This window comes from Kosakonia sp. N21 (assembly GCF_050587465.1).
Taxonomy (GTDB): Bacteria; Pseudomonadota; Gammaproteobacteria; order Enterobacterales; family Enterobacteriaceae.
Genome location: NZ_JBOBHR010000004.1, coordinates 186,023 through 212,175 on the forward strand (window position 1 = coordinate 186,023; position 26,153 = coordinate 212,175).

Annotated in this window: 22 protein-coding genes and 1 pseudogene; 21 read left to right on the top strand and 2 right to left on the bottom strand. The window is 54.0% G+C overall.

The window, feature by feature from the left end:
• Nucleotides 1–51: 51 nt before the first annotated feature.
• The 21 genes and pseudogenes from tagH (at nt 52) to ACQ3G7_RS11265 (ending at nt 22,091) form a co-directional block, all read left to right on the top strand.
• Complete coding sequence (tagH, locus tag ACQ3G7_RS11165; protein WP_430889847.1) at nt 52–1,896, top strand: type VI secretion system-associated FHA domain protein TagH; 1,845 nt, start codon at nt 52–54, stop codon at nt 1,894–1,896.
• Nucleotides 1,893–2,687, top strand: a complete 795-nt coding sequence (locus ACQ3G7_RS11170; protein ID WP_263100544.1) for a PP2C family protein-serine/threonine phosphatase — start codon at nt 1,893–1,895, stop codon at nt 2,685–2,687. The genes tagH and ACQ3G7_RS11170 overlap by 4 nt, the downstream gene beginning before the upstream one ends.
• Nucleotides 2,688–2,707: 20 nt before the next feature.
• Nucleotides 2,708–3,691, top strand: coding sequence for a hypothetical protein (locus ACQ3G7_RS11175; protein ID WP_430889848.1), 984 nt, complete (start codon nt 2,708–2,710; stop codon nt 3,689–3,691).
• A 10-nt stretch (nt 3,692–3,701) separates the two neighbouring features.
• Nucleotides 3,702–4,514: a type VI secretion system accessory protein TagJ gene (locus ACQ3G7_RS11180; RefSeq protein ID WP_430889849.1), complete on the top strand. Its 813-nt coding sequence runs from the start codon at nt 3,702–3,704 to the stop codon at nt 4,512–4,514.
• Nucleotides 4,507–5,076 (top strand): type VI secretion system baseplate subunit TssE, encoded by a 570-nt coding sequence (gene tssE / locus ACQ3G7_RS11185; RefSeq protein ID WP_430889850.1) that lies wholly within the window; start codon nt 4,507–4,509, stop codon nt 5,074–5,076. Before ACQ3G7_RS11180 ends, tssE begins: the two co-directional genes overlap by 8 nt.
• A gap of 2 nt (nt 5,077–5,078) precedes the next feature.
• Complete coding sequence (gene tssF / locus ACQ3G7_RS11190) at nt 5,079–6,950, top strand: type VI secretion system baseplate subunit TssF (protein ID WP_430889851.1); 1,872 nt, start codon at nt 5,079–5,081, stop codon at nt 6,948–6,950.
• Nucleotides 6,947–7,990, top strand: a complete 1,044-nt coding sequence (tssG, locus tag ACQ3G7_RS11195; RefSeq protein WP_430889852.1) for a type VI secretion system baseplate subunit TssG — start codon at nt 6,947–6,949, stop codon at nt 7,988–7,990. Before tssF ends, tssG begins: the two co-directional genes overlap by 4 nt.
• Before the next feature lie 43 nt (nt 7,991–8,033).
• Nucleotides 8,034–10,649 carry a type VI secretion system ATPase TssH gene (tssH, locus tag ACQ3G7_RS11200; protein ID WP_430889853.1) on the top strand — a complete coding sequence of 872 codons (2,616 nt, stop codon included), beginning with the start codon at nt 8,034–8,036 and terminating at the stop codon, nt 10,647–10,649.
• A 26-nt stretch (nt 10,650–10,675) separates the two neighbouring features.
• A complete protein-coding gene (locus ACQ3G7_RS11205; RefSeq protein WP_430889854.1) occupies nt 10,676–12,130 on the top strand; it encodes a serine/threonine protein kinase in 1,455 nt (484 codons plus the stop codon).
• A 149-nt stretch (nt 12,131–12,279) separates the two neighbouring features.
• Nucleotides 12,280–12,660, top strand: a complete 381-nt coding sequence (locus ACQ3G7_RS11210; protein WP_263100552.1) for a DcrB-related protein — start codon at nt 12,280–12,282, stop codon at nt 12,658–12,660.
• Between the two features lie 58 nt (nt 12,661–12,718).
• A pseudogene (locus ACQ3G7_RS11215) lies at nt 12,719–12,991 on the top strand (contractile injection system protein, VgrG/Pvc8 family); the annotation flags it as partial.
• Nucleotides 12,992–13,774: 783 nt separating this feature from the next.
• The gene (locus tag ACQ3G7_RS11220) at nt 13,775–14,167 is read left to right on the top strand and encodes a hypothetical protein (RefSeq protein WP_430889855.1); all 393 of its coding nucleotides are present in this window, start codon (nt 13,775–13,777) and stop codon (nt 14,165–14,167) included.
• A 192-nt stretch (nt 14,168–14,359) separates the two neighbouring features.
• Nucleotides 14,360–14,752, top strand: coding sequence for a DUF3592 domain-containing protein (locus tag ACQ3G7_RS11225; protein ID WP_430889856.1), 393 nt, complete (start codon nt 14,360–14,362; stop codon nt 14,750–14,752).
• Nucleotides 14,753–15,040: 288 nt separating this feature from the next.
• Nucleotides 15,041–15,469: a hypothetical protein gene (locus ACQ3G7_RS11230; RefSeq protein ID WP_430889857.1), complete on the top strand. Its 429-nt coding sequence runs from the start codon at nt 15,041–15,043 to the stop codon at nt 15,467–15,469.
• Nucleotides 15,470–15,551: 82 nt separating this feature from the next.
• On the top strand, nt 15,552–15,938 hold the full coding sequence (locus ACQ3G7_RS11235; protein ID WP_430889858.1) for a hypothetical protein: 387 nt from the start codon (nt 15,552–15,554) through the stop codon (nt 15,936–15,938).
• 206 nt (nt 15,939–16,144) lie between these two features.
• Nucleotides 16,145–18,685 (top strand): DUF2169 family type VI secretion system accessory protein, encoded by a 2,541-nt coding sequence (locus ACQ3G7_RS11240; RefSeq protein ID WP_430889859.1) that lies wholly within the window; start codon nt 16,145–16,147, stop codon nt 18,683–18,685.
• Entirely contained in the window at nt 18,682–19,767 is a 1,086-nt protein-coding gene (locus ACQ3G7_RS11245) for a pentapeptide repeat-containing protein (RefSeq protein ID WP_430889860.1), read from the top strand. The genes ACQ3G7_RS11240 and ACQ3G7_RS11245 overlap by 4 nt, the downstream gene beginning before the upstream one ends.
• Nucleotides 19,764–20,369, top strand: a complete 606-nt coding sequence (locus tag ACQ3G7_RS11250; protein WP_430889861.1) for a DUF3540 domain-containing protein — start codon at nt 19,764–19,766, stop codon at nt 20,367–20,369. The genes ACQ3G7_RS11245 and ACQ3G7_RS11250 overlap by 4 nt, the downstream gene beginning before the upstream one ends.
• Before the next feature lie 9 nt (nt 20,370–20,378).
• Nucleotides 20,379–20,771, top strand: a complete 393-nt coding sequence (locus ACQ3G7_RS11255) for a DUF4150 domain-containing protein (protein WP_007371701.1) — start codon at nt 20,379–20,381, stop codon at nt 20,769–20,771.
• Between the two features lie 18 nt (nt 20,772–20,789).
• Nucleotides 20,790–21,335 (top strand): hypothetical protein, encoded by a 546-nt coding sequence (locus ACQ3G7_RS11260; protein WP_430889862.1) that lies wholly within the window; start codon nt 20,790–20,792, stop codon nt 21,333–21,335.
• 231 nt (nt 21,336–21,566) lie between these two features.
• Entirely contained in the window at nt 21,567–22,091 is a 525-nt protein-coding gene (locus tag ACQ3G7_RS11265) for a hypothetical protein (protein WP_430889863.1), read from the top strand.
• A gap of 252 nt (nt 22,092–22,343) precedes the next feature.
• Here the strand turns inward: ACQ3G7_RS11265 and fumA are convergent, their stop codons facing one another.
• Together fumA and ACQ3G7_RS11275 are read right to left on the bottom strand one after the other, a co-directional pair.
• On the bottom strand, nt 22,344–23,993 hold the full coding sequence (gene fumA, locus ACQ3G7_RS11270; RefSeq protein ID WP_263100563.1) for a class I fumarate hydratase FumA: 1,650 nt from the start codon (nt 23,991–23,993) through the stop codon (nt 22,344–22,346).
• 51 nt (nt 23,994–24,044) lie between these two features.
• Entirely contained in the window at nt 24,045–25,556 is a 1,512-nt protein-coding gene (locus ACQ3G7_RS11275; protein WP_263100564.1) for an anion permease, read from the bottom strand.
• Nucleotides 25,557–26,153: the final 597 nt, after the last annotated feature.

Genomic DNA, 26,153 nt, shown 5'->3' on the forward strand with positions numbered 1-26,153 from the left:
TGACAAAAAACGGCGCCGTTTGAGTGCACATAACTCCAGCAGGAATACGCGATGCGATTCACTATTATTACCAGTAAGCCCGGTCACCAGCCGCCGCAAAGCCGCTGTGACTTTTATCCTCCGGGCGGCACCATTGGCCGCGGCACTGATAACAACCTGGTGTTGCCGGACAATGACCGCTCAATCTCTCGTCTGCAAGCGATCGTTCATATTGCCGGGAACGGCGAGTGCCGTATTACCAACCGCGGTAACGTAACCCGCGTAGTGCTGAATGATATTCCGCTGGAGCGCGGACGTCAGGTTGAGCTTCAGGATGGCGATATTCTTGGCATTGATGACTATCGCATTGAAGTCACCGATCTTATCCAGGATACGCAACCGGTAAGCCGTATGGCCGCCAGCATGCAAGCGGAAATGTTCCCGCCGCCGGTTCAGGCAGCGAAACCTGCGCCAGCCCGTGCACCGACTGCTGCGCGTGGCGCCTCGTCTGAAAATGCGCCAGCGTCAGTACCGACGGAGATTTGGGACAGCCTGATGCAGGAGTTCTCCATTTCCGACAGCATCTCCAGCAGTCGTACCAAGCCGCAAGAGCCGCAGAATCTTAACCCGTTTGCGGCACCGAAAGAGCCGGAACGCAATCCGGAAGATCCGCTCTCATTACTGAACAACAACGAACCACTGGTCACACCGAAATCGCTGGCTTCCGACCAGTTATTCAACGACGAGCAGTTGTTTAAAAACGACAGCATCTTCAACGACGCTACCCCGTCTGCGCTGGTTCCTCCCGTCGAGCACGCCTCAAAACCGCAAGCCGCCGATCAGGATGAACTTGATCCGTTGGCGCTGTTCGGCGGTGGCGGCAGCAGTGCTCCGCAGGCACGTAGCGACGATCCATTAGGCCTGCTGAGCGGTGCGGCGCCGTTAGCCAGTGTGGACGATATTGCACCGATAAAACCGACATTCTCAGAGCCGCCCGCGCCGCGCGCGATTATTACTGAGCCGGTTGTCAGTGAACCCCCGGCAAACCCGCAACCGATCATTACCGACCTGAGCGCCAGCGATCTCACCGGCACGCCACTGTTTGCTGATGATGAGCCTGTTACTGCACCAGAAGAGAGTAGCGAACCGCAGGACTATGCAGGGATCACGTTGCCGACGCCACAGGCAGTGCAACGCAGCGCTGCTCAAACGCCGAGAGGGCGCCTGCGTATTGATCCGGTACAGAGCTATACCGCGCAAAGTACGCCATCGACCAGCAGCACCGGTGATAGCGGCGATGTGCTGAAAGGCGAATTGCTGGATGCCTTGCTCGAAGGGATGGGGCTCGGTGATATGCAACCGGTCCCGCAGTTCGATAAAGAAAATATGCGCCAGTTCGGCCAGATGCTGAGTATGTTTTCGCAGGGCACCGTTGCGCTGTTATCCTCACGCTCCATCCTGAAACGCGGTGTGAAAGCGGACATGACGATGGTGCTGGATGATGCCAACAACCCGTTCAAACTGCTGCCTTCCGGGAAAACGGTACTGATGCAGATGTTCGGCACGCGTATGCCGGGCTTTATGCCGCCGAAAAAATCCGTGCGTGATGCGCTGATTGACCTGCAGGCGCACCAGTTAGGGATGATCTCCGGTATCCGCGCCATTATCGCGGCGATGCTGCAGTCGTTTAACCCGGAGCAACTTGAAGAAGATGCCAAACGTGACGGCGCGACGGCGCGGCTCGGAGTGTTATCGAACCGGAAAGCTGCGCTGTGGGACTACTTTGTGCGGACGTACGCGCAAACCGCCGGTGAGATTGACGATGACTTCCACACCCTGTTTGGTGAAGCGTTCCTGCACGCTTACGACATGGAGGTCAACCAATACAAAGACTCACAAAGCGGATCGGAAGAATGAATATCAGCACCGCCTCAATATCCCGACAAGGCGAACGTGCCAGTAATCAGGATCAGACCGGTGAAACCATCGGTGAGCGCGCCGCGTGTTTTGTGGTCTGCGACGGTATCGCCGGCTTGCCCGGCGGTGACGTGGCGGCGGCGTTGGCGCGTAACGCGATCATCGCGCAGTTTGACGGTGATGCGCACCTGAATGCCCAGTACATTCGTCGGTATGTGAACGACGCTAACCGCGCTATCCGCGAAGAGCAGAAAGCGGTGCAGGATTATCATCGCATGGGCACAACCCTGGTCAGCTTGTTTATCGACAGGGATTACAAGCTGGCCTACTGGGCACACGCAGGAGACAGCCGTTTGTACTTGTTCCGCCGCGGCTGGTTGTATCATGTCACCACTGACCACAGCCTGGTGCAGCAAATGAAAGATGCGGGCCATCAGGTTGAAGGGATTAACGGTAACTTGCTTTACTTCGCGCTTGGCCTTGGCGAGGACGAGCGGGAACCCAGCTACAGCGATGTGGTGCCGATTGAAGATGGCGACGCCTTTTTACTGTGCACCGATGGCTTTTGGCACGGCGTGACGGAAGAGCAGATGCAGCAATCCCTGCACATGGTTAATACGCCGGACGAATGGCTGACGTTAATGAATCAACTCCTGCTGAAAAACAGTGTCGGGGCGCAAACCCAGCAGGACAACTATAGCGCCGTAGCGGTGTGGATGGGCACGCCTCAGGAGACGACGCTGTTGCATTCGCTCTCTGAAGCCGCTCAGTTTTTCCCTCTTCGTGATTGATACAGCTTACAAGGACTTTTATGAAACTTTGGCTACCGGGATTGGCGCTGCTCACTGTGTGCGCCAGCGTCCATGCAGAAAACTACCGCATCGTGCAATCGCCTTCACAAAAATTAGATGTCTGGATCGACAACATCGCGGATAACACCCCCAAAAGCTGGTGCGCCCGTGAACTGCCTCTGCGTATTGTCGCCAACGGTGATAAAAAAACGTCGGTGTTGAATAACTTTTTGCCGCGCGTTGGCTCGTTGCTGGAAAACCAGTGCGGCACCCTGACTCAGGTTCGCTGGAAACTGACCGATCCGCAGGGCGCGACGCTCGCGGAAGGGACCGCAGATAAAGCGAAAGAGTGGGCGCCTGTTGTTACCTCCACTGGATCGTCCTCTTCAGCAGCTACCTCAGCGGTGCTGACACCGCCAACCGGTCGTGCGGAAGATCTTTCGCCGCAGGCGAACCGTGCACCGTGGCAGGAGTTCACCTTGCAGGACGGTTGCCATCTGCGCACCTTCTGGCAGGGAGACGCCAGCGCGCCGGCGCTGTTTATTCCCGCAAAAGAAGATGGCAAATGCGAGAAAGGCGGCTGGCTAAATGGTCGCAACGAAGTCACACAGCTTAGCGATGGCGTGGAAAAGAAAACCACTATGACCTTTGTTCATGGCTTCCCGGTGAGCGGTTTGAGCGAGAGCGTTGACGCCGATCGCCTGCTGATCACCACTGTTAATAACGAGCGTATGGTCGCCAGCGAAGGGACGCTGGCGCAGAGCTGGATGATTCTGCCCTATGTGCACGGTCTGAATGGCTGGAAGGCAAACGGCACCGTTGCGGTGGAAATCACCCGCGATGTTGCCAGCGATGAAACCCGTCTGCGCGCGCGTCTTGAAGAAGTGCGTAAAGTCTGGACCCCATGGTTTGAACCGGGCACCCGCCTGAATATCCTGCTGATTGATTCGTTGCACCCACAGTTACGCGACCCTGCGGTCGGGACCTACAAAACCCTGAACTAAAGGAGCGGTCATGAACACTCTGTTACAACAACTGGCGGGTGAATCACTGCACGAGAGTCTGGCTAAGCTGGAAAGCCGTATCCGCACACAACCGGGCGATGCGGACTTACGCGCCGCGTTTGCGCAGTTACTGTGTCTTGATGGCAACTGGCCGCGCGCGCTGGCGCAGTTAAAAAGCTGGGCCGCTCTGAAGCCGCAGGCTCAACCGACAGTGACTCTGCTGGAGCAGGCGATCAGTGGTGAACAACAGCGTGCAGAGGTGATGGCAGGGCGTGTTCGCCCGGTGACACCTGACCGCCAGTGGCCATGGCTGGCATCGATGATGTCAGCGCTGGAAGCGGAATCCGCAGAGGCTGGTGCACTGCGTGAAGCGGCGTTGGAGGCGGCCGAAGCGAATCCCGGTCAGTTGACCACTCAGGATGGGCAGACGGTTACGTTTGACTGGCTGATGGATGGCGATTGCCGTTTGGGCCCGGTATGTGAGGCTATTGTTAATGGCCGCTATTTCTGGTTACCGTTCAGCGCCATTTCCGCCATGCAGTTCCAGCCGCCCGCAAGCGTAACCGATCTGGTGTGGCGGCATACGCTGGTGCGCTTGCAGGATGGCAGCGAGCAGGTGTGCCAGATCCCGGTGCGCTATCCGCTGAATAAGGATGCCGAGGATCGCTTCAAACTCTCCCGCGTGACAGAGTGGCAGACGCTGCCGGGCGATCTGTCGCAGTATGTTGGCTTCGGGCAGAAGGTATGGCTGAACGACAGCGCGGAGTTCTCCTTACTGGACCTCGCGACAATCAGTTTCAATGTGGAACCGACGCATGAGTAACTCTGCGCAGGGTCAGGACAGCGATCTGCTGCGCAGCGGCTGGCGCTCCCGTCGTGGCAAAGAGACGGTCGGCGCGCGCGATAAGATGCAGCCTTCGCTGCTGGATCGCCTGACCGACGATGCGCTGGATAAAGTGCAGGAACCGGTTAATAGTAATCTGGTTTCCCATGCTGCACTGCGCCGTCATGTTCTGCGCGATCTGCAATGGCTATTTAATACCATCAACAATGAAGCCCAGCAGGATCTCTCTGGTTTTGATGAAGTGCGCCGCTCGGTGGTGAATTTCGGCGTTTCGCCATTGGCGGGCAAGCGCATGTCTGATATCGAATGGCAGGATATCCAGCGCAAGCTCACCGACGCGATTTTGCATTTTGAACCGCGCATTTTACCGCAGGGATTACAGGTGCGCTGTGTTTCTGATACCCAGTCACTGGATCTGCACAACGTCCTGTCAATTGAAATCAAAGGCCGCCTGTGGTGCGTGCCTTATCCGCTGGAGTTTCTGTTCCGCACCGATGTGGACCTTGAAAACGGGCATTTCGAATTGAAAGACGCGGGGTAACGATGGAAAGCAAATTACTCGAATACTACAACCGCGAACTGGCCTGGCTGCGTGAGATGGGGCAGGAGTTCGCCGGGCGCTATCCGAAAGTGGCCGGGCGCCTTGGCATGCACGGCATGGATGTGGCCGATCCTTACGTCGAGCGTCTGATGGAAGGTTTTGCGTTCCTCACCTCACGCGTGCAGCTAAAGATGGACGCGGAGTTTCCTCGCTTTTCTCAGCGTCTGTTGGAAATGGTCGCGCCAAATTATCTTGCGCCAACGCCATCGATGGCGATTGCCGTGCTGCAACCGGACAGCGCCAAAGGGGATTTAAGCCACGGATTTGTGGTACCGCGCGGCACCATGATGGACAGCCAGGTGATGAAAAAAAATGGCGTCACCTGTAGCTATACCACCGCGCATGACGTGACGCTGCTACCGCTGACGATCACTCAGGTCGAACTCGGGGGCGTTCCCGCCGATCTGCCGCTGGCGCAGGTGGGATTGAGCCAGCGCGGCGCACAGAGCGCACTGCGCATTCGCCTGAGCTGTGATGGTCCGGTGAACCTGAGCCATCTGGATTTTGATCATCTTGAACTGTTCCTCAGCGGCCCGGATATGCAGGCGCTGAAACTGCTGGAACTCCTGATGGGCCATCAGGTTGGCATGCTGTGCCAGGCAAATGGGCAAAAAACGCCGCCGCTAGTTCTGGCCGATGATGCCCTGCGCCAGGAGGGATTTAGCGCCAATCAGGCTCTGTTACCGGACGATTTGCGTAATTTTGATGGCTATCGCTTGTTGCAGGAATACTTTGCCTTCCCGGCGCGTTTTCTGTTTATCAGCCTGCACGGTTTGCGCCCGATGCTGGCGCAAAGCGGCGAAGCGAAGTCCTTCGATATCATTATTCTGCTGGATAAAGCTGATGGGCAACTGGAGCGTGTGGTCGATAAAACCCACCTCGCGCTGCACTGTACGCCAGTGGTGAATCTGTTTCCGAAAATTGCTGAACGGCAGAAACTCAGCGACAACCTGCACGAATACCATCTGGTGGTGGATAACATTCGCCCACTGGATTACGAAATTTACGCCGTCACCAAAATTCACGCCAGCGTGGATGGACAACGCGACGAGCAAACTTTCCGTCCGTTCTGGAGTAGCTGGAGCCAGGATAATGGCAATTATGGCGCTTATTTCTCGCTGCGCCGCGAACAGCGCGCGCTTTCTGAGCATGCTCAGCGCTACGGTACGCGCACCGGTTATATCGGCTCCGAGGTATTTGCCTCACTCGTTGATGAGCAACACGCGCCATGGCGTGAGGATTTACGTTACATCACCGCGGAAGTGCTCTGTACCAGTCGCGATCTGCCGCTGATGCTGCAACAGGAAATCGGTAATTTCGTGATGCCGGATTCCTTGCCAGTGAAATCCTTACAGTTACGCAAAGGCCCGACGCCACCGCGACCGGCGCTGGCGGAAGGGTTGAGTACCTGGCGGTTGATCAGCCAGTTGCAGATGAACTACCTCAGCCTGATGGACGGTGATGATGGTGAAGGGGCGGCCGCGCTGCGACAGCTGTTAGGACTGTATACCCGACTGGCGGAAGCGCCTGTCGCGCGACAGATTGAAGGCGTGCGCCACTGCGTGCTGGAACCGGTACATCGCCGGGTCCCGGAGCCGGGGCCGATTGTTTTTGCCCGCGGTACTGGCATCACGCTGACCGTCGATGAGCAGGCATTTTCCGGTTTCAGCCCCTATCTGTTTGGCAGCGTGCTGGAGCGCGTATTCGCCCGGCTGGTAGGAATGAACAGCTTCACCGAGTTTACGCTGAAAAGTCAGCAGCGTGGTGAAATTGGCTACTGGCCGCCGCGGATGGGCAAGAGGGCGCTGATATGACCGATACGCTTGCCGGTCCGCCGGTCATCACTCGCGCAAATGCGCTGCCGGAGTCCTTCTGGCAAAACGTGATGGCAACACCGTGGCGTTACGATCTCTTTACCTTGCTGCGCCGCGTGGATGCGCGGGGAGGGGAGCGCTATCCGCTGGGGCGTGCGCCGCTACCGCGATTTGAATCGCTGCGCATTGGACAGAAGCCGTCGCTGGGCTTCGCGCCGTCAACGCTGGCGGGCGTCAGCAAACGCAAAGATTCGCCGCTGTACGACATCTCGATCTTAAGCTTCGGTTTGTTCGGCCCCAATGGCCCATTGCCTGTCCATCTGACGGAATATGCCAGCGAGCGTATCGATCATCACCAGGATACCAGTCTGAGCGCCTTTGCCGATGTGTTTCATCACCGTCTGGCGCTGCTGTTTTACCGCGCCTGGGCTGATGCGCAGCCCACGGTGTCACTCGACAGGCAGGACAATAAACGGTTTGAGCAGTATATCGCTTCGCTGGTGGGGATGGGGCAACCCGGACAACTGGAAAAAGGCAGCCTCAGCGCCCACGCCCGTTTTGCGCTGGCCGGGCATCTGACCCGTAATGGACGCGATCCGGAAGGGCTGGAGAAGATCCTGCGCAGCTATTTTAATGTGCCGGTGAAAATTATTGAAAACGTCCCTCAATGGATGCCGCTCAGTGAACGCGAGCGTGCGCGGTTACAGGGCGGTCGACATGCGCCACGTCTGGGGCAGTCTGCATTTCTGGGGGAAGCGGTACGCGATGTGTGCCATAAATTTCGCATCGAAATTGGTCCCTTACCCGTCGATACCTATCGTCGGTTTTTGCCGGGTGAACAGTATGTCACCGCGTTGCGCGACTGGGTGCGCCAGTATCTGGGCATTGAGTATCAGTGGGCGGTGAAAGTGATTTTGCGCAGCGAAGATGTCGCTGGCGCAGCGCTGGGCGGTGCAGGTCGCCTGGGGTACAGCGCCTGGCTGGGAGCGCAACCGCAGCCAGAAGCGCGTGGAGATTTGGTTTTCAGCCCGGAGGGGTAACCCTTCCTGTTTTTAATCTGACGTACAACTAACGGATGAACTCATGTCAGAAATCAGCCGCGCCGTTTTGTTCGGCAAACTCGATACGCTGTTATTTACCTCGCTGGAAAGCGCCACCGCGTTTTGCAAACTGCGTGGCAACCCTTATGTAGAACTGGTTCACTGGTTGCATCAATTGATGCAGCAATCCGGCGGCGATCTGCAACAGGTTATCCGCCACTTCTCGCTGGATGAGCAAGCATTAACCCGTGACATTGTCGCGGCGCTGGACAAATTGCCGCGCGGCGCCAGTTCAGTCTCTGATTTGTCTGAACATATTGATACTGCCGTGGAGCGTGCCTGGGTTTACGGTTCGCTGAAGTTCGGTGTTAACCGTATTCGCGGCGGGCATCTGCTGGCCGGGATCCTGAAAACCTGGAGCCTGGCGACGGTGCTGAAAGGCATCTCTCCGCAGTTTGAACGCATCAGCGCAGACGCGTTACTGGATAATTTCGACAGCATCTTTGCTGACAGTAAAGAGACGCAGCAGTCGGTTGCGGCGCTGGATGACAACAGCGCGGCAGTACCGCAGCAGCAAGGTACGCTGGCGCAGTATGGTCAGGATCTGACGGCTCGCGCGCGTGACGGCAAAATTGACCCGGTGGTCGGGCGTGATGAAGAGATCCGCCAGATGGTGGATATTCTGATGCGTCGCCGCCAGAACAACCCGCTGCTGACCGGTGAAGCTGGGGTGGGTAAAACCGCCGTGGTGGAAGGCCTTGCGTTGCGCATTGCCGCAGGGGATGTGCCGGAACCGCTGACCCGAGTGCAGCTATGGCTGCTGGATATCGGCATGTTGCAGGCGGGTGCTGGCATGAAAGGCGAATTCGAAGCCCGTCTGCAATCGCTGATCAACGAAGTTCAGTCCAGCCCGACGCCGATTATTCTGTTTATCGATGAGATCCATACGCTGATTGGCGCAGGTGGCCAACAAGGGACGGGCGATGCCGCAAACCTGCTGAAACCAGCGCTGGCGCGTGGTCAGTTGCGTACCATTGGCGCGACCACCTGGGCGGAATACAAAAAATACATTGAGAAAGATCCGGCGCTGACTCGCCGTTTCCAGACGGTACAGGTCGCCGAACCGGATGAAGAGAAAGCCGTGCTGATGCTGCGCAGCACCGTGTCGGCGCTGGAGAAACACCACCGCGTGTTGCTGCTGGATGAGGCCGTGGTCGCAGCGGTGAAATTGTCACACCGTTATATTCCGGCGCGTCAGTTGCCGGACAAAGCCATAGCGCTACTGGATACCGCCTGCGCCCGTGTCGCGGTGAGCCAGAGTTCACCGCCGCCGCAACTGGAAGATTGCCTGCACCGTATGGCTGCGCTGGAGGTGGAAATTGACATCGCCACCCGTGAAGCGAAAATGGCGGCGGGTGACAGTGGTCGCGTAGCGAGCTTGCAATCAGATCTTGGCAAACTTAGCGAACAGCGCGATGAGCTGACCCGGCGTTGGGAGCAGGAACAGGCGCTGGTGGATGCGATCATCGACCTGCGTGCGCAACTGCACACTGCGCAGGAAGGGGAACAGACCGGTTTACGTGAGACGTTGACGCAACAGCAGAGTGCGTTGCGCGCGTTGCAGGGCGATGCGCCGTTGCTGTTTACCTCGGTGGATGCCAACGTGGTGGCGGCTGTCGTCTCTGACTGGACCGGCATTCCGCTGGGCCGGATGGTGAAAAACGAAATTGACGCGGTGCTGAAACTGGCCGACACCCTGAACGAACGTGTGATAGGTCAGCGTCATGGTCTGGAACTGATTGCCAAACGGGTGCGTACCTCGCGTGCACGGCTTGACGATCCGAACAAGCCGGTTGGTGTGTTTATGCTGTGCGGCCCGTCCGGTGTGGGTAAAACCGAAACCGCGCTGGCGCTGGCAGAATCGCTCTACGGTGGCGAGCAAAACGTTATCACCATCAATATGAGTGAGTTCCAGGAAGCACATACGGTGTCGACGCTGAAAGGCTCGCCTCCGGGATATGTGGGCTATGGTGAAGGCGGTGTCTTAACGGAAGCCGTACGTCGCCGCCCGTACAGCGTGGTGTTGCTGGATGAAATCGAAAAAGCGCATCCTGATGTGCATGAAATTTTCTTCCAGGTCTTCGACAAAGGCTGGATGGAAGACGGTGAAGGTCGTCATATCGACTTCCGCAATACCATTATTATTCTGACCTCCAATGTGGGGACAGAACTGATTACCGCGATGTGCGCCGACCCGGACCTGATGCCGGAACCGGATGCGCTGCGCGATGCGTTGCGCCCGCCGTTGCTGCAGGTGTTCCCGCCTGCGCTGCTTGGCCGTTTGCTGGTGGTGCCGTACTTCCCGCTCAGCGATGAGATGCTGGCGATGATTGTCCGGCTGCAACTGAAGCGTATTCAGCGTCGCCTGCAAGAGAACCACGGCATTGTGTCGGAAGTTGACGACAGCGTGGTGGAACAGATTGTTCAGCGCTGTACCGAAGTTGAATCCGGCGGCCGTATGGTGGACGCCATCCTTACCAATACTCTGCTGCCGTTAATGAGCCAGCTATTACTCGACGCCAGCGCCCGTGACGAGCAATATAAGCGCTTACGTGTAACGTTCGAGCAGGGTGAGTTTCACTGTCAGTTTGCGGCGTAAAGCCATTATCAAGAGAGTTTTCCAATATGACGGATCACGATAACAACCGGAGTGTACCGAATGCGCTGCCGCCGGGATATCGCTTCAATGAGTTTGAAATTAAAGAAGTGATCGGCGGCGGTGGTTTTGGCATCGTCTATCGCGCCTGGGATCACCAGCTTGAGCGAACCATCGCGATTAAAGAATTTATGCCTTCTTCGCTGGCCGTACGTAACGATGACATGACGCTGGTGTTACGCAGTGAACGCTTCAGCAAAGCGTTTACCGCCGGGTTAAACAGCTTTATTCAGGAGGCGCGTTTGCTGGCGCGCTTTAATCACCCGAATCTTCTGCATGTGTTGCGCTTTTGGGTGCAAAACGATACTGCCTACATGGGGACGGTGTTCTACAGTGGCACCACTCTTTCACGTCTGCGTGAGAAAAATCCCGCCCTGTTGAATGAAGCCTGGATCCGCCGCATGCTGCCGATGCTGCTGGGGGCGATCAAAACGATTCATGACGAAGGCTACCTGCACCGTGATATCTCGCTGGACAATATCCAGATTCAGGAGAATGGCTTACCGGTGCTGCTGGACTTTGGCTCTGCGCGCCGCAGTATTGGCTCCATTTCGGATGAAACCGAAACCATGCTGCGTCCGGGTTATGCGCCTATCGAACAGTACACCGACGATAATGAAAGCGAGCAGGGGCCGTGGACCGATATTTACGCTCTCGGCGCGGTGCTGCATACGCTGATTATTGGTTCTCCGCCGCCGGTCAGCGTGGTGCGCAGCATTCAGGACACCTATATGCCGCTGACCCAGCGCAATCTGCCGGGTTATTCACCCTCGTTATTGCAGGCGGTTGATCGCGCGTTGGCGTTGAAAATGGAAGACCGCCCGCAAACGGTGGATGAGTTTGCCGCCCTGATTGAGATGCCGGTTGCCGGTCTTGACGATGTGCTGAGCGTGAAGCAGCCTGGCACTATGCTGGTGCCGGTTGAAGAGACGGAAGAGAAACCGGCGGTTCTCGACTGGCGACGTTATAAAGTGCCTGGCCTGGTTGCTGCTGGTGTTGTGGTGGGGCTGGTGGCGGGCGGCATGCTGTTTAGCGGCGGTTCGTCCGATGACAGTGCCGCAGCGCAAACCGCCAGCACGCAGAACGACTCTTCCGTAACGCAATCCCACCAGACTGCACCGGAAAACAGTACCAGTTCACAACCTTCAGCGCCGCCTGCGCAATCTCAGCCCTCCACGCAGAGTGCAACGCCTGTGGTGACGCAAGGCGCGGTGGCGCAAATCTTTGTGCGCATGAACGAAGGCGAAAAACTGACACTCAACGGCGAATCCCAGTCCGTAACGCCTGCAACCAATGGCTTTGCCTCGCTGAAACTGCAACCGGGTCACTACGAACTGGTATTGCAGGGCAACGGTCAAACCCGTAGCCAGTCCTTCAATATCGCCAAAGCCGGCACCTGGTTGATTAACCCGCAACCGAAATAGTCATTGCCCGTCGGGCATTATCCTGCCCGGTCATGCATGGGGAGATATCTCTCTCCCCATGCTTCTCATTTGTCCATTGCGTCATAATGCAATGACTGTTTATTTCAAAAATAACGATTGCATAGCCCGAAATATTAAAAGACAGAACTATGAATTTATTAACACACAGCGGTAATGGTGGCAGTGAATTTACGTTTGTCGTGTCTCGCGCCAGTGCACAAGCCGATGATAAAGTTCACACGGTCGCCGCCAGAAAAACACGTGAGCTGGAAATGACCTTAACCGACTTTCACCTTGAGTCGTCACAAATGTTGGAAGTGGATGGTTATCCGGCTGTCGAGCTTTTCTACCAGTTCAAAAATGACAATCATGTTATCTATCAACGCCAAACGTTAATTCTGCTGGAGGATCCCTCTGTGGGCAAAAAAATGGTGAGCTATGTTGGCACCTGTCCGGGGGAATTCAGTGAATATCACCAGAAACAGTACCAGGAAATTATTCAAAGCATCAAATTTCACCGGGCGAAATAAAGTGTGGCATGGTGAAATAATATATTGATGCTGAACCAGGTGAAATGGAATAAATACTATGCAGAACAGAATAACCGTAAAATTGCCGGTAGACGGCTTACTATTCTGGAAACTGACCGGGCGTGAGGCGCTGTCGGAGTCGTTCGCGCTGTCGCTGACGGTATTAGGCACCGATGCACGCGTTGATCGCAGCAAATTGCCAGGTCAGTCCGTCACGGTGGCGATCCCGACACAGAGCATCAGTGGAACACGTTATATCAACGGCAAAGTCACACGTGTTGCGGTCAGCGCCGTTGAACTTTCCGGTACCCGTTATGCGGTGTACCAACTAATGTGACTGGTGTTGGAATGAATAATACCCCTATTACAATTTTTAGGATAATGGCTTTAAAGCCAGATGTGGTGATGTAATGTGGGTAACACGGAAATAAGGATGCAGGCTATTATTGCAATTACGTTAAGTGGTCAAGAATGAACATATCGTATTTTACGACTTATCCCCTGATTTTTACTATCATCGATAGCACTGATTTTCTTTGTCTATGCGATCATTAAAGCCAGCACGGGAGGTTTTAAGATTGACCCGGAAGATGCAATCGATACGCAAGGTGAAATTGTTAGCATAAGAAGTGCCAGTGGAGAAAATTCCGCCTTTATAAATGTTGTTATTCAGGTGAAGTTTACCACGCGTCAAAATAGAGTAATAATCACCGAAGGTACTTCAGTTATCGATGTTGTTCAAATTTCGGAATACCAGAAAGGTGCGATGGTTCCATTGGTTTATTCGAAATCAGACCCAAAAAAAATTAAATTTAAAATAAATCGCCTTTAGAACGACGATAGTGAGTAATACGAGAAGGCTGGATGGTATTGACGGAAATAGCAATCTGTCATCGGGAATGAAAGATAAAAGGTGCTTCCGAATTGTTATAGTCAATGTTGCTATGGCACATGCACTGATGATTTTTGATAGTTCAGGTGCGAAAGGCTTTTTAGGGGTATAGGCCATTCTTCTGAATACCTTATGTTTCGTGCGAGGTAAGGCGCTGTGTTTGAGTCAGTTTTTTGCGTTTAACGGATTCGCTCAGTTTCCTGCTTCAAATAAGTAAACTCTATGAAAATAATCGCTGTTTCAATGATGCTGTTTGGCTTTTTTCTTTTTATTTTCTTTTTCATAACCAGTGTTAGAGGTATTAAGGATAAGGGAGAGACTTTCACCTTGCTCAAAAATTGGGCGGCCATATCACACCCACAAAAAAAAGGTGAGATGGCAATCGGTACGTTGATTAGCTGGAAGCAAACGTCAACGATGAATAACGTTGATTACTATTTTATTTTTACGTTTGAAGCAGAGATTGAAGGTAAGAAGAAAACGTATAACGCCGCTGCTGTTGTTAAAGTCACTGACATCAGTAAACTCAAAAAAGGCCTGCCAATGACGTTTAAATACACCGGTAACCCACCGGACAAGTTAGCGGTGATCGATGTCATTTATGATCCGCAATAGAATGTATAAATCCGAAGCATTGCTTCGTTTCTGGTCTGGCAAATGCATGTGCTTAAAAAAGGTCTCAGGATCAAGGTTAAGAAAGGCAGCAAAAAAACGTATTGCGGTGACAAACATGGCGGTTGCGGATTGTTGAACCTCTGCTACGGCATGCGCGAAAGATTTTAATTTTACCGTTCAGGAATGGCTGAAATGGAAATAGTAATGCTGAGTATCAGCATCTTCTTTGCCGCGTTTTTTCTTTTAGGGTTTATCACCCTTATTGTGGTGATGCTGCGCAACGATGCGAAAAAAGAGAAAGTTAAAAAAGAGATCCGCGAACACGGAAATTTGACGCTGGCGACTATTAAACGTGCCTTTAGTCGTTCCGGTGGCAACTCAGGCTATATCAATGCCACGCTGGAGTTGGTTTTTGAAACCGAAGAGGGGGAAAAAATTGCCTGTAAAGCGGATACGGTGATTGATGCGCTCTCCATGCAGAAATATCAAGCAGGTGAACAAATCCCATTACGCTATCTGCCAGCCGATCCGCATAAAAATATGCTCGACGTCCCCAGTACGATTGAGTTAATGAAACGGCATTGAGAGCGATAACAATTATTACCGTTTTAAAATGCCAGCAGACATCTTTAATGATGTCAGGGATAGCCAATTATGATGGAGTTTATCGTGATCGCCGTTGCTCTGATCGCTATCTACTTTTTTGCCGTATTTCCGTTTAGCGCCGCAGTTGCAGCCAGGGATGACCATAAAAATCATCTACGTGGATGATAAACAATGTGTACTGATGTTTAACGAATAGGCGTGACGAATCGGCGAGTCAACACGATATCTGAAGCCATGAAACCGACCAGTACGTTGAGATGGGAAACTATGGAAATCGTTGCCTATGTCGTTGCAGCCCTGTGCCTGTTACTGGCCTGTGTGCTGTTTTGTTTCCTCTTGCGGAGTGCGAAAGCGCAGGGCGACGACTACCAGATGCAAAAAAACTGGCTGGCGTTAGCCAGGCCGAAAATCGCCAGTGAAACTGTGCCAGGCCAATTACTGCACTGGAAAAAGACCTCCGCTATTAAAGGCAACGATCGCTATTATATTTTGACCTTTACTACCACGCTGGCACGCCAGCAAAAGCGCTATCGCGCTGCTGCCGTGCTTTCCGCTTCTGAGGCGGCAACGCTTACTGCGGGGCTGCCCATAGTGGTGAAATACAATACACAGTCCCCAAAAAAGATGGCGGTTGTTGCCGTGAACGCGTCCACAGTGCCTGGCGATGATGAAAAATCACCTCACGATAATCACTAAGCGAACGAGCAATGTCGACAGACCGCCGATCCCCGGTAGTCGATAAAGTGCCTGCGCGTACGGGCACGGATGAGAGGGCATAATGGTTAATATTTCCGGGCTTCTGGTGTTATTGGCTGCGACACTCCTTGTTATCTCCCTTTTTGTGTACCGCATGCGTACCGTTGCGCCAAAGGGGGAGGCATTATTGATCGCGGAGTGTATGGCACAAAGCAACTGGCACGGGCCGTTACGGGAAGCGCAACTGGAGTCGTGGTTGCAAACCGGCGCAATGCATCAATCCGATTACTATTTTATTCTCACTTTTACCCTTGAAATAGCCAGGCTGAAGCAACAAAAATCTGCGGCATTTATTATCAGAAGCGCCGATATTGGACTCTTAAAACGAGGAATAACAGTGCTGGTGAAATATCAGGGGTTGCATGCCAAACGAATTGCGGTTGTAGAAGTCCTCTTTAATGAGAAATAACGGACGATAATGATTGAATACATGCACTCGCTTAAATACCTTGTTTATATTTTCCCGCTGGGGTTTGTGTCGACCGTTATCTAATTCCCCCGATTCGCCATCACGGATATTCAATTCTCGTGATAATGCCGTTGTGTCATATAAACGCGCATTACACTTCGTAAACTGCAAGAGTATAAAATCGTTAATCTTCCTAAGGATGTTACATGAAGATTATTAAACCACTGCGACTGAGCGTATTAAACCGCCCGTTTCGTCTGCAGGGGCAAAACTATCTGGGTGTTTCGGTCATGGCGCTCGCCGATATGAGTGCCACGCCGCAACTGCGGCCTGAAGTGGAACTCTGGCAACTGGCCGCCAGCGAGCTGCAAACCAGCGGCGGTGTGCTGGATATGGCGATGCCGAAAGCCCGCGCGGAGTTTCTCGCCACCGGTTACGCATACACGCATCATCAGCAGGATAAAACCGCCTGCGCGGTACGCATTGAAGTGGATGATCTCAGCAAGACGCTGGCGGTCACTGGCGACCGTTACTGGGCGGGTTCACGCCCGACAGCGCCACAGCCGTTTGAACAGATGCGCCTGGACTGGAGTCGCGCTTACGGCGGCGAAGGTTTTGATGAAAACCCCCACGGCATTGGTGCGGTAGTGGAAAACCACAACGGTACGCAATTTCGCCGGTTGCCGAATATCGAAGCGCTGCAACACCGTATTGTTTCGCCCCGCGCAAAACCGGAACCGGTGAGCTTTGGTCCGTTGGACCTGCAGTGGCCACGTCGTTTCCGCCGCATGGGCAAAAACTACGACGCGCACTGGCTACAGCATGATTTCCCCGGTTTCGCACCGGATATCGACTGGCGGGTGTTTAACGCCGCCAGCCCGGACCAGTGGTGGGAAGAGAGGGACACGTTACCTCTGCAGGCCAGGTGGCGGATCTGGAATATGCACCCGCAAAAACACATGCAAGAAGGAACATTGCCGCCGTGGCAGGCTCGCTGTTTTATCCAGCGCCAGCGCGGTGATGAAACCCTGTTTGAAGAGATAGCGCTGCGCGCCACGACGGTGTGGTTCTTTCCGCATCTGGAACAGATGGTACTGATGTGGCAGGGCAATCAACGCATTAATGAAGACGACGCTGCGGATGTGCTGCACCTGATGCCTGCGCTGGAGAAAACCGGCGCATCCCGTTCGGTGAACCACTACCGCAAAGTCCTCAATCAGCGTCTGGATAAAGAGAAAGGTGCACTCTTTGCATTCCGCGAGAAAGACCTGCTGCCGGAGGACGTCATTGGTCCGTGGATCGATAGCGATGTTCAGGAAAGCCACAGCCCGATGCGTGATAACCAGAACAACCGGGCATTGCAGTTGCGTGAGCAGCACCGCGCCAGGCTGGAAGCGCAGGGCAGTGATGTCAGCGACTTACTAAAAGCCTTTGAGGAACCTGCGTTACCTAAACTCGAGGATCTTCCCGAGTTTATTGAAGAGATGGAGCGCAAAGCGCAGGAGATGCAGCAGCAGGCCGAGGCGCGTAAAGCTGAAATGGAGGCGCGTTACCCGGAGGCCGCTGCGCTGGATAATCGCCCACGCGGGCCGGAATCGATGCTGCGTATGCAGGAGTTGCTGGCAAAAAATGGCGACCAGCTCAGTGAAAAAAAATTGGCGCAAAGCCGTGAAGCGCTACACAAACTCTATCTGATGTCGGTGGCGCAACAGCCGCCTGCCATCAAACTGACCGGCGATATCGCGTTAATTATCCGTCAGCGTGCTGAGCGCACCATGGCGCAGGGGGGCGATTTTAGCAGTCTGGATCTGACGGGTGCAGACTTCTCCGGCATGGATCTGCGCGGGGCGAATTTCCGCAATGCTCTGCTGGAATGCGCAACACTTCGCGGTTGCCAGCTTGATGGCGCAGACTTCACCCAGGCGATGCTGGCGCGTACCGATTTGCAGGGCGCATCACTACGCGATTGCTGCTTCGATAATGCCAGCCTCGCGCTGGCGCAATGTCGTGAAACCCAATTCCAGGGCGCGCAATTTGCTGAAACGGAGATGACCGGCGCACTGTTTGACGCCTGCGATTTCAGCAATGCCCGGATAAGCGATCTGCTGCTGCGTGAAGTGGGATTCAGTCAATGCCTGTTCCGGCACGCGCAACTTACTAACTGCGTGTTTATGGAACTGACATTGCCGCAACCGGACTTCAGTCATGCGCAGATGAACAAAACCAGTTTTATCAAATGTGAACTGCACAGCGCGGTTTTCGCCCGCGCGCATCTTGATGGATGTTCATGGGTCGAAAGCCAGCTGGAATCCGCATCGTTCGCTGCGGCAACGTTGATCACCTGCGCAGTAGCGTCCGGTGGGACGCTTGCCGGAGCCAATTTTAACGGTGCGTATCTCAAGCAGAGCAACCTGCGCCAGGCGGTGCTGCACAGGGCGACATTCGCAAGGGCAAGGCTGGATAACAGCGACCTTAGCGAAGCGCAGTGTGAAGCGGCGGATTTCAGCGGCTCAACCCTGACTGGCAGCATGTTTATGCGTACCGATTTCCGTCGTGTGCGTTTTAACGACGCCAATCTGATGGGCGCAATGCTGCAAAAAAGTCGTCTCGAGGGGGCCGATCTCAGCTATGCCAACCTGTTCCGTGCCGATCTCTCGCAATCCATCACCGATCAGCAGACACAATTTCAGGGCGCATATAGCAAGCGGGTGAAAACGCTGCCGAAACGTGACGGGGACGTAATATGAGCGCATTAACGGCGGCAGAGCTGCAACAAAAAGTGAAGGGTGGTGAAGCCATTGCAGAGCTTAATCTTGATGGCTGCGACCTGCGGGGATGTGATTTATCGGGTGGGATCTTTCAGGAGGTCTCCTTGCAGGGCGCTAACCTTGCGGGAGCCAATCTGACGGAATCCGTCTTTACCGAGTGTCTGTTTAACCGGGCGATACTCTGTGAGGCGCAGTTGCAAGAAACGGTGTTCAACCAGTGTGAAATGCAGGGCATTGACGCGAATAGATCGGCATTCGTCCGCTGCGTGTTTAACGAGTGCGGGCTGGATGGCGGCAATTTTTCTCACTGCACCTTCGACACCACCCAGTTTATGTGCAGTCCGCTGGCGAACAGTCAGTTCACCGGATCGACGTTTGAGCGGTCAACCCTGTTTGAAAGCCCGTCTGGCGAGGCAATGCTCAACAACTGCCATCACTTAATGACCACGTTTTACGGTATTGATTTACGGCAGACCGATCTCAACGGTAGTCAGTTTGAACGGTCAGTGTTTTTCAACTGCGATCAGCGAGGCAAAAACTACGCGCAGCATAAGTTTACCGGCTGCCAGTTTACCGATAGTCAACTGGATGGCGCGGACTTTTCCGGCTCACAGCTGACGCAGTGCAACTTTAAAGGCGCATCGCTTAAAGCGGCGCAGCTACGTAATGTTAACGCTACGCAAGCGCTGTTTATGGACGCCGATCTGAGCGGCGCGCATGCGCAGTCCAGTCTGTTTGACCAGGCCATTTTTGTTGGCGCGGTGCTGCGACAGGCGAATTTCAAACAGAGCCGTTTTTTTCAAAGCATCCTGCAACAGGTGGATGCGCAGCAGGCGGATTTTACCCTGTGTGATTTTACCTACAGCGATTTTTCCGGCGCGGATGTGCGTGAGGCGGATTACCGGGGCGCAGCGTTTTCCCGTACCCGTTTTCATCGCGCCCGTCAGGACGGCGCGAGTTTTGCCGATCGCAAAGGCATCCTTGAATATGACGAAGAGTTACTGGCGGCGGAGGCCTGGAGTGCCGAACGTCAGAGCAGAATCTACGGAGATAAAGCATGAACAACATCAACCACCAACTGGCAATAGCGGCGATGCCTGCCGGGCAATGTTCTGCGCAGGTCACCCACTGTTTTGACGATGGCAGTCTGATGGTCGAGAGTGAAGGGCGCGGTTGGCACTGTCGCCGGGCGGTTAGTTGTGTGATCGCACCGCAGGCGGGCGATACGGTATTAATTGCCGGTGTGGACAACCAGATGTGGCTGTTGGCCGTGCTGGAACGCGCCAACCCGCACTGCGCCGAACTGAATGTGCCGGGAGATCTGCATATCTCCAGCCGTGGTGCATTAAGTCTCAGTAGCGAAGCGCTTAACGTCAGCGCCAGTACCGGTGACTGCCATATCAGCGAGATGACTTACAGCGGCGAGAAAGTATCGGCATGGGTGACCCTGTCGCGGGTGGTCGGCAAACGTGCAGAATCTGTCTGGCAGACCGTCACGCAGATAAGTCACAACCTGTTTCGCACCACGCGCCAGACCGAGCAGGTGCGCGCCGGGCAGCTGGATATGAAGGCCGAAGACTATATGCGTATGCACGCGCACAATACGGTGATCACCTCCAAAGCGATCACGAAAGTGGATTCCGAACAGATTCATATGGGGTAAGGAACGATTATGTTTGCAAATTGCCAGCTAATGGGCGTGGATCTCGCTTTTCCCGACGTCTGCCTGACGCCAATGCCTGCACCGACGCCGATCCCCTATCCGGATATTGCGCTCGGGCCAACGGCTATCCCCAACGCGCTGAATATTCTGTTTATGGGCATGCCGGCGCACAATATGGCCACCGTCACGCCTTTGACCAATGGCGACAACCCCGGCGTAGCCACTGGCGTGGCCTCCGGCACGGTGATGGGGCCTTCACGCCATCTGACCGGGGCATTTACTGTGCTGCTGAAAGGCACGCCCGCCACGCGCCTGACCAGCGTCAGCCTGCAAAACTCCACCAATGCTATCGGCATGCGCATTGTGCCGAGCCAGTTCAAGGTATTGATGCTGGCACCCTAGTCGGTTTCAGGGAATACGATGAACCTGTCAATCACATTCACGGCGGTACTGCTGGCGGTGGCCGCCAGCAAATGCTTCGCGCAGCCGCCGCACCCCGATTCTCTACCGTTGTGGCGCTTTGCAGAACAGGTGAAGGGCACCATCGGAGCAGCGCCGGATTCGCTGAATGGCATCATTAAAACACCTGTTACGCGGATCAATCCTGATTTTGCCGACCGTTTAACCGCCCGCTCCTTCACGCTGGCGGGGGGACCTGGCATTAACGACATAGAAATTCGCATGGCTTATGGTCACCCTCAGCAGATCGCCATTGTAACTTTTGAGGTGGTAAATACGTGTATTGAGGTAAGCGAGGCAAAACGCCAGTTCCCGGGATTAAAACTGATGTGGGTGCCACGCGGTGAGTCAGTCAACGAGACCTTTTCCTGGGTAGCGCCCGTTGATAAAAACGGCAACGGTATTGGCCTGGGCTTTGCCCAATCGGAACCCTCATGTTTAAAAAACATCGCTATCCGTGATTTCTCCAGCGAAATGTCTGCTGCAAATCGTCGCGTCAGGGAATGACGTTTGCCGGGTGCCACATCGGTAAAAATAGGTCGCCTCTCAACAGGATGAATACATCTCTGGCTGTCCGGCTGGCGATGAGAGAACCGGTACGTACAACATGCAGCAAGGTAAATGCGGTTACTCTTTGCGCAGGTAATCTCGTACATAAAGAAAATTCTGGTGAATCAACCTGTAAACTGGCTTAAATAATCACGTATATCAGCAACAGACTTTGAACGGTGGCAGGTTATGACTAAAGGTTTCCTCTTTTCTGTCTCGCTGTTACTGGCAGCGCCCGCTAGTGTGTGGGCGCAAGCGCCGCTGAGTGAAAGCGACTTTACCGTACAGCTGAACCAGCATCCCGTCGCGCTGGGCCAGGCATGGAATGACGCGCTCAGCGCCTCTCTGGGGGAAACGACTTATGACGGCTTTGTCGGCGAAGTTCCTTTTGGCGACGCCAGTTATAAATTCTACCGTCATAACTTTGATGGCTTCGATATCTACAGCGCTAACCTGTGGTGGGATGATCAGGGGAAAAGCGTCGACAGCTATATCGTCGGGCAGATAACCTTGCACAGTCCTGCCCTGCATACCGCACGCGGGGTTGGCCCTGGCAGCACAAAAGAAGCCATTATCAGTCACTATGGCCCCGGTGAAACGGATAACAGCGACGGAAGCGAATGGATCAGCTATTCGTTTAACAACAAACACATCGCTTTCTCACTGGTTGGCGGTAAAGTCGACAGTATCAATATTAACTTTGATGATGACTAAGCCCTGGCAGCGTGACATGGCCTTCGACTGAGGCTGGTTATGCACGACGGCAAGACCTTCAGGATTTCGCCACGTTTTCTGACGCGGAAAAAGGGAAGTTGCGGGATCTCGTTGGTCACTGGCAATAAACGCACCGGTGCTGATGCGGTCTGCCACAGCACGAGCCGTGTATAGCGCAGACGGCTGTTGACGACATGCGGTTTATTGTACGCATAAAAAAACCGGCGGATTTCTCCGCCGGTTACGCTTACCTTACTTCTGGCTGCAGCCAGCACACTGTTTGTTCTGGATCTGCTGGAAGAAGTCATTCCCTTTATCATCCACCAGAATAAACGCCGGGAAATTCTCCACTTCAATCTTCCAGATTGCTTCCATTCCCAGTTCCGGATAGGCCACACACTCCAGGCTCTTAATGCTCTGCTGCGCCAGAACCGCCGCCGGACCACCAATACTCCCCAGATAGAACCCACCGTGTTTAGCACAGGCATCGGTCACTTGCTGGCTACGGTTGCCTTTTGCCAGCATGATCATGCTCGCGCCGTGTGATTGCAGCAGATCAACATAGGAATCCATACGGCCAGCGGTGGTTGGGCCGAGTGAACCCGACGCATACCCTTCCGGTGTTTTCGCCGGACCTGCGTAATAGATCGGGTGATCTTTCACGTACTGTGGCAGCGGTTCGCCGTTATCAATCAGCTCTTTCAGCTTCGCGTGAGCGATATCGCGCGCCACGATGATGGTGCCGTTCAGCGATACGCGCGTAGAAACCGGGAAGGCGGAAAGCTGCGCGAGAATCTCTTTCATCGGCTGATTCAGATTGATTTTCGCCACATCGCCTTCACCCTGCTGACGCAGCGCTTCCGGAATATACTGCCCCGGATTGTGCTCCATCTTCTCAATCCAGATCCCTTCACGGTTAATCTTCGCTTTGATATTACGGTCGGCAGAGCAGGATACGCCCATGCCGATTGGGCAGGATGCGCCGTGACGCGGCAGGCGGATCACGCGGATATCATGCGCGAAGTATTTACCGCCAAACTGCGCGCCAAGACCCAGGTTCTGCGCTTCCTGCATCAGCTCCTGCTCCAGTTGCACATCGCGGAACGCCTGACCGTGTTCATTACCTTCGGTCGGCAGGCCATCGTAATAACGCGTCGAAGCCAGTTTCACGGTTTTCAGGGTGGATTCTGCCGACGTACCACCGATGACGAATGCGATATGGTAAGGAGGGCAGGCCGCTGTACCCAGGGTACGCATTTTTTCGACCAGGTAGTTTTTCAGTTTCGCCGGCGTGATCAGCGCTTTGGTTTCCTGGTACAGGTAGGTTTTGTTCGCGGAACCGCCGCCTTTGGCCACGCACAGGAACTTATACTCGTCGCCATCCACGCTATACAGATCGATCTGTGCAGGCAGGTTGGTGCCGGTATTCACTTCTTTATACATATCCAGCGGGGCGTTCTGCGAGTAACGCAGGTTATCTTCGGTATAGGTGTTATACACGCCGCGCGCCAGAGCGGCTTCATCACCGCCACCGGTCCATACGCGTTGACCTTTTTTACCCATGATAATCGCCGTGCCGGTATCCTGGCAGGTCGGCAGTACGCCTTTCGCGGCGATTTCCGAGTTGCGCAGGAACTGCAGGGCAACATATTTATCGTTTTCGCTGGCTTCCGGATCGTTCAGAATCGCGGCGACTTGCTTCTGGTGGGACGGACGCAGCAAAAATGACGCGTCGTGAAAGGCCTGTTGCGCCAGCAGCGTCAGTGCCTCGGGCTCGACTTTCAGTACTTGCTGGCCGTCAAAGTCGGCAATCGAAACATGCTCACGACTCAGCAGATAATATTCCGTATTGTCTTTCGCCAGCGGGAACGGATCCTGATATACAAAGGGTTTGTTCGACATAGCTCTTCACTCCATAAAATAAAACCGCCGGGAAAGCCCGACGGTTATGAATCAGAACATCATGGAAATCCACGGATAACCAATCAACAGCAGGGCGGCGAGGAAGATGGCGCCAAAGATGGTGCCAAGACGCCAGTAATCTTTGGTCGGCAGATAACCGCTACCGTAGTAAATCGGGCTCGGGCCGGTGCCGTACGGGGTGATGATGCCCATCACGCCGAGTGAGGTACACAGCACCAGTACCACAACTTCCATATTGATACCCGGGATAGTGGCGGCAATGGTCAGCATGGCCGGCAGCAGCGCCGTGGTGTGTGCGGTGGTGCTGGCAAACAGATAGTGCAGCAGGTAGAACGCCAGCAGCAGGGCGATAGTCGCCATACCCGGAGAGATACCGGCCATCAGCACGCCGCCTTCTTTACCCAGCCAGGCGATAAAGCCAGTGGAAGAGAGGCCATCAGCCAGTGCTACCAGGGTGGCGAACCAGACGAATGTGTTCCATGCCGGTTTGTTGCTGGTAATATCGTTCCAGTTCAGTACGCCGGTCCACAGCATCAATACCACCACCAGCAAAGCCGCCAGCGCAGGTTCGATAAAGTCAGCGGCGAAGATCCACATCAGCAGCGCGCAGCAGACAAACACCAGCAGCAGGATTTCGTTACGGGACAGTTTGCCCAGTTTTTCCAGCTCGCGGCTCGCCCACAGCGGCACTTCATCATTCACTTTCACTTCAGGCGGGTAGAACCAGTAAGCCAGCAGCGGCATGGTCAGAATCAGCAGCACGCCCAGCGGCAGGAAGGCGATAAACCAGTTGCCCCAGGAGATGCTAATCCCGACGGTGCTTTTCACCAGCGCCAGCGCCAGCAGGTTCGGTGCAAGCGCAGACAGGAACATAGAACTGGTGATACACGCGGCGGTGATTGCCACCCACATCAGGTAGGAACCGATGCGGCGTGAGCTCGGATCGTTCGGTTTTGAGCCATACAGCGGTGGCAGGTTAGCGATAATCGGGTAAATGGTCCCGCCGCTACGTGCGGTGTTGGACGGCGTAAACGGTGCCAGCAGCAGGTCGGCGAAGGTAATCGCGTAGCCGAGCGTCAGGCTGCGGCGACCCAGATATTTCACCAGGATCAGCGCCAGACGACGACCAAACTGGGTCTTATCGTAACCGGCGGCGAACATAAAGGCGCCGAAGATCAACCATACGGTGGAGTTACCGAAACCGCTGACCGCCCATTTAAAGGACTGAGAGGCCATTTTGAATTTCGGATCAGCCAGTTGTTCAGGGCTGAACAGCAGCCACTGGCTACACAGCGCGATAACCACCACGCCGGTCATACCGATGACTGCGCCCGGCAGCGGTTCAAAGATCAAACCGACGATCACACCGACGAAGATAGCGAAGTAGTGCCATGCATACGGCGGAAGACCTTCCGGCACCGGAACAAACAGCAGGAGCACTGCGACGACTATCGGCAGCGCCATCATTAGCAGGCGGTTTTTATTTCCGTCCTTTGCACTGGCTGCGTTAGCAGATGGTGCGGTGGTTGTTTTCTCTTTCATAATGAGCATCTACGAGTAGTTAAAAATTCGTTGGCGTTACGGAACAGATTGGCGATTTATTTAGTTACAAAAGTTTCTTTAGTTATTAAACGCCTTTTTTCTTATTCCAGTTTCGGTTACTTAACGCAATTTCTACGGCGATAAATAAAAATTTGTGTGTATTTCTATATTGCTCTTACGCCCGATAATACTCTTGATTGAGATCAAAAAAACGAAAAAGCGAGCTGACTTTTTAATAAGTTGAATACCCCTGTAGTGTTATGGGGTTATTTGGCGAAAATTTCGATAAATGTTAAAAAATGGTGCTGATAATAAATCTCATTTTCGCTGTGATTGTTTGCAACTAATTGAAATTAAATCATTTATGTAATAATAAAAAACCGTTTCATTTATAGCGATGGTAATCATGTTGTTACCGGTAATTAATGCCATGTGAACGTGTTATTTAAAAATGATAATACAGTAGTGGTAGTGCTGTTATTCAGGGTATTAAATAGTTTATTAACTAACGTAATTAATTTGGTAAGTAAAATTCGCGGTATATTAAATACACGACATAAAGATTGAAAAACATAACGAAAAATAAAATCTGTCACC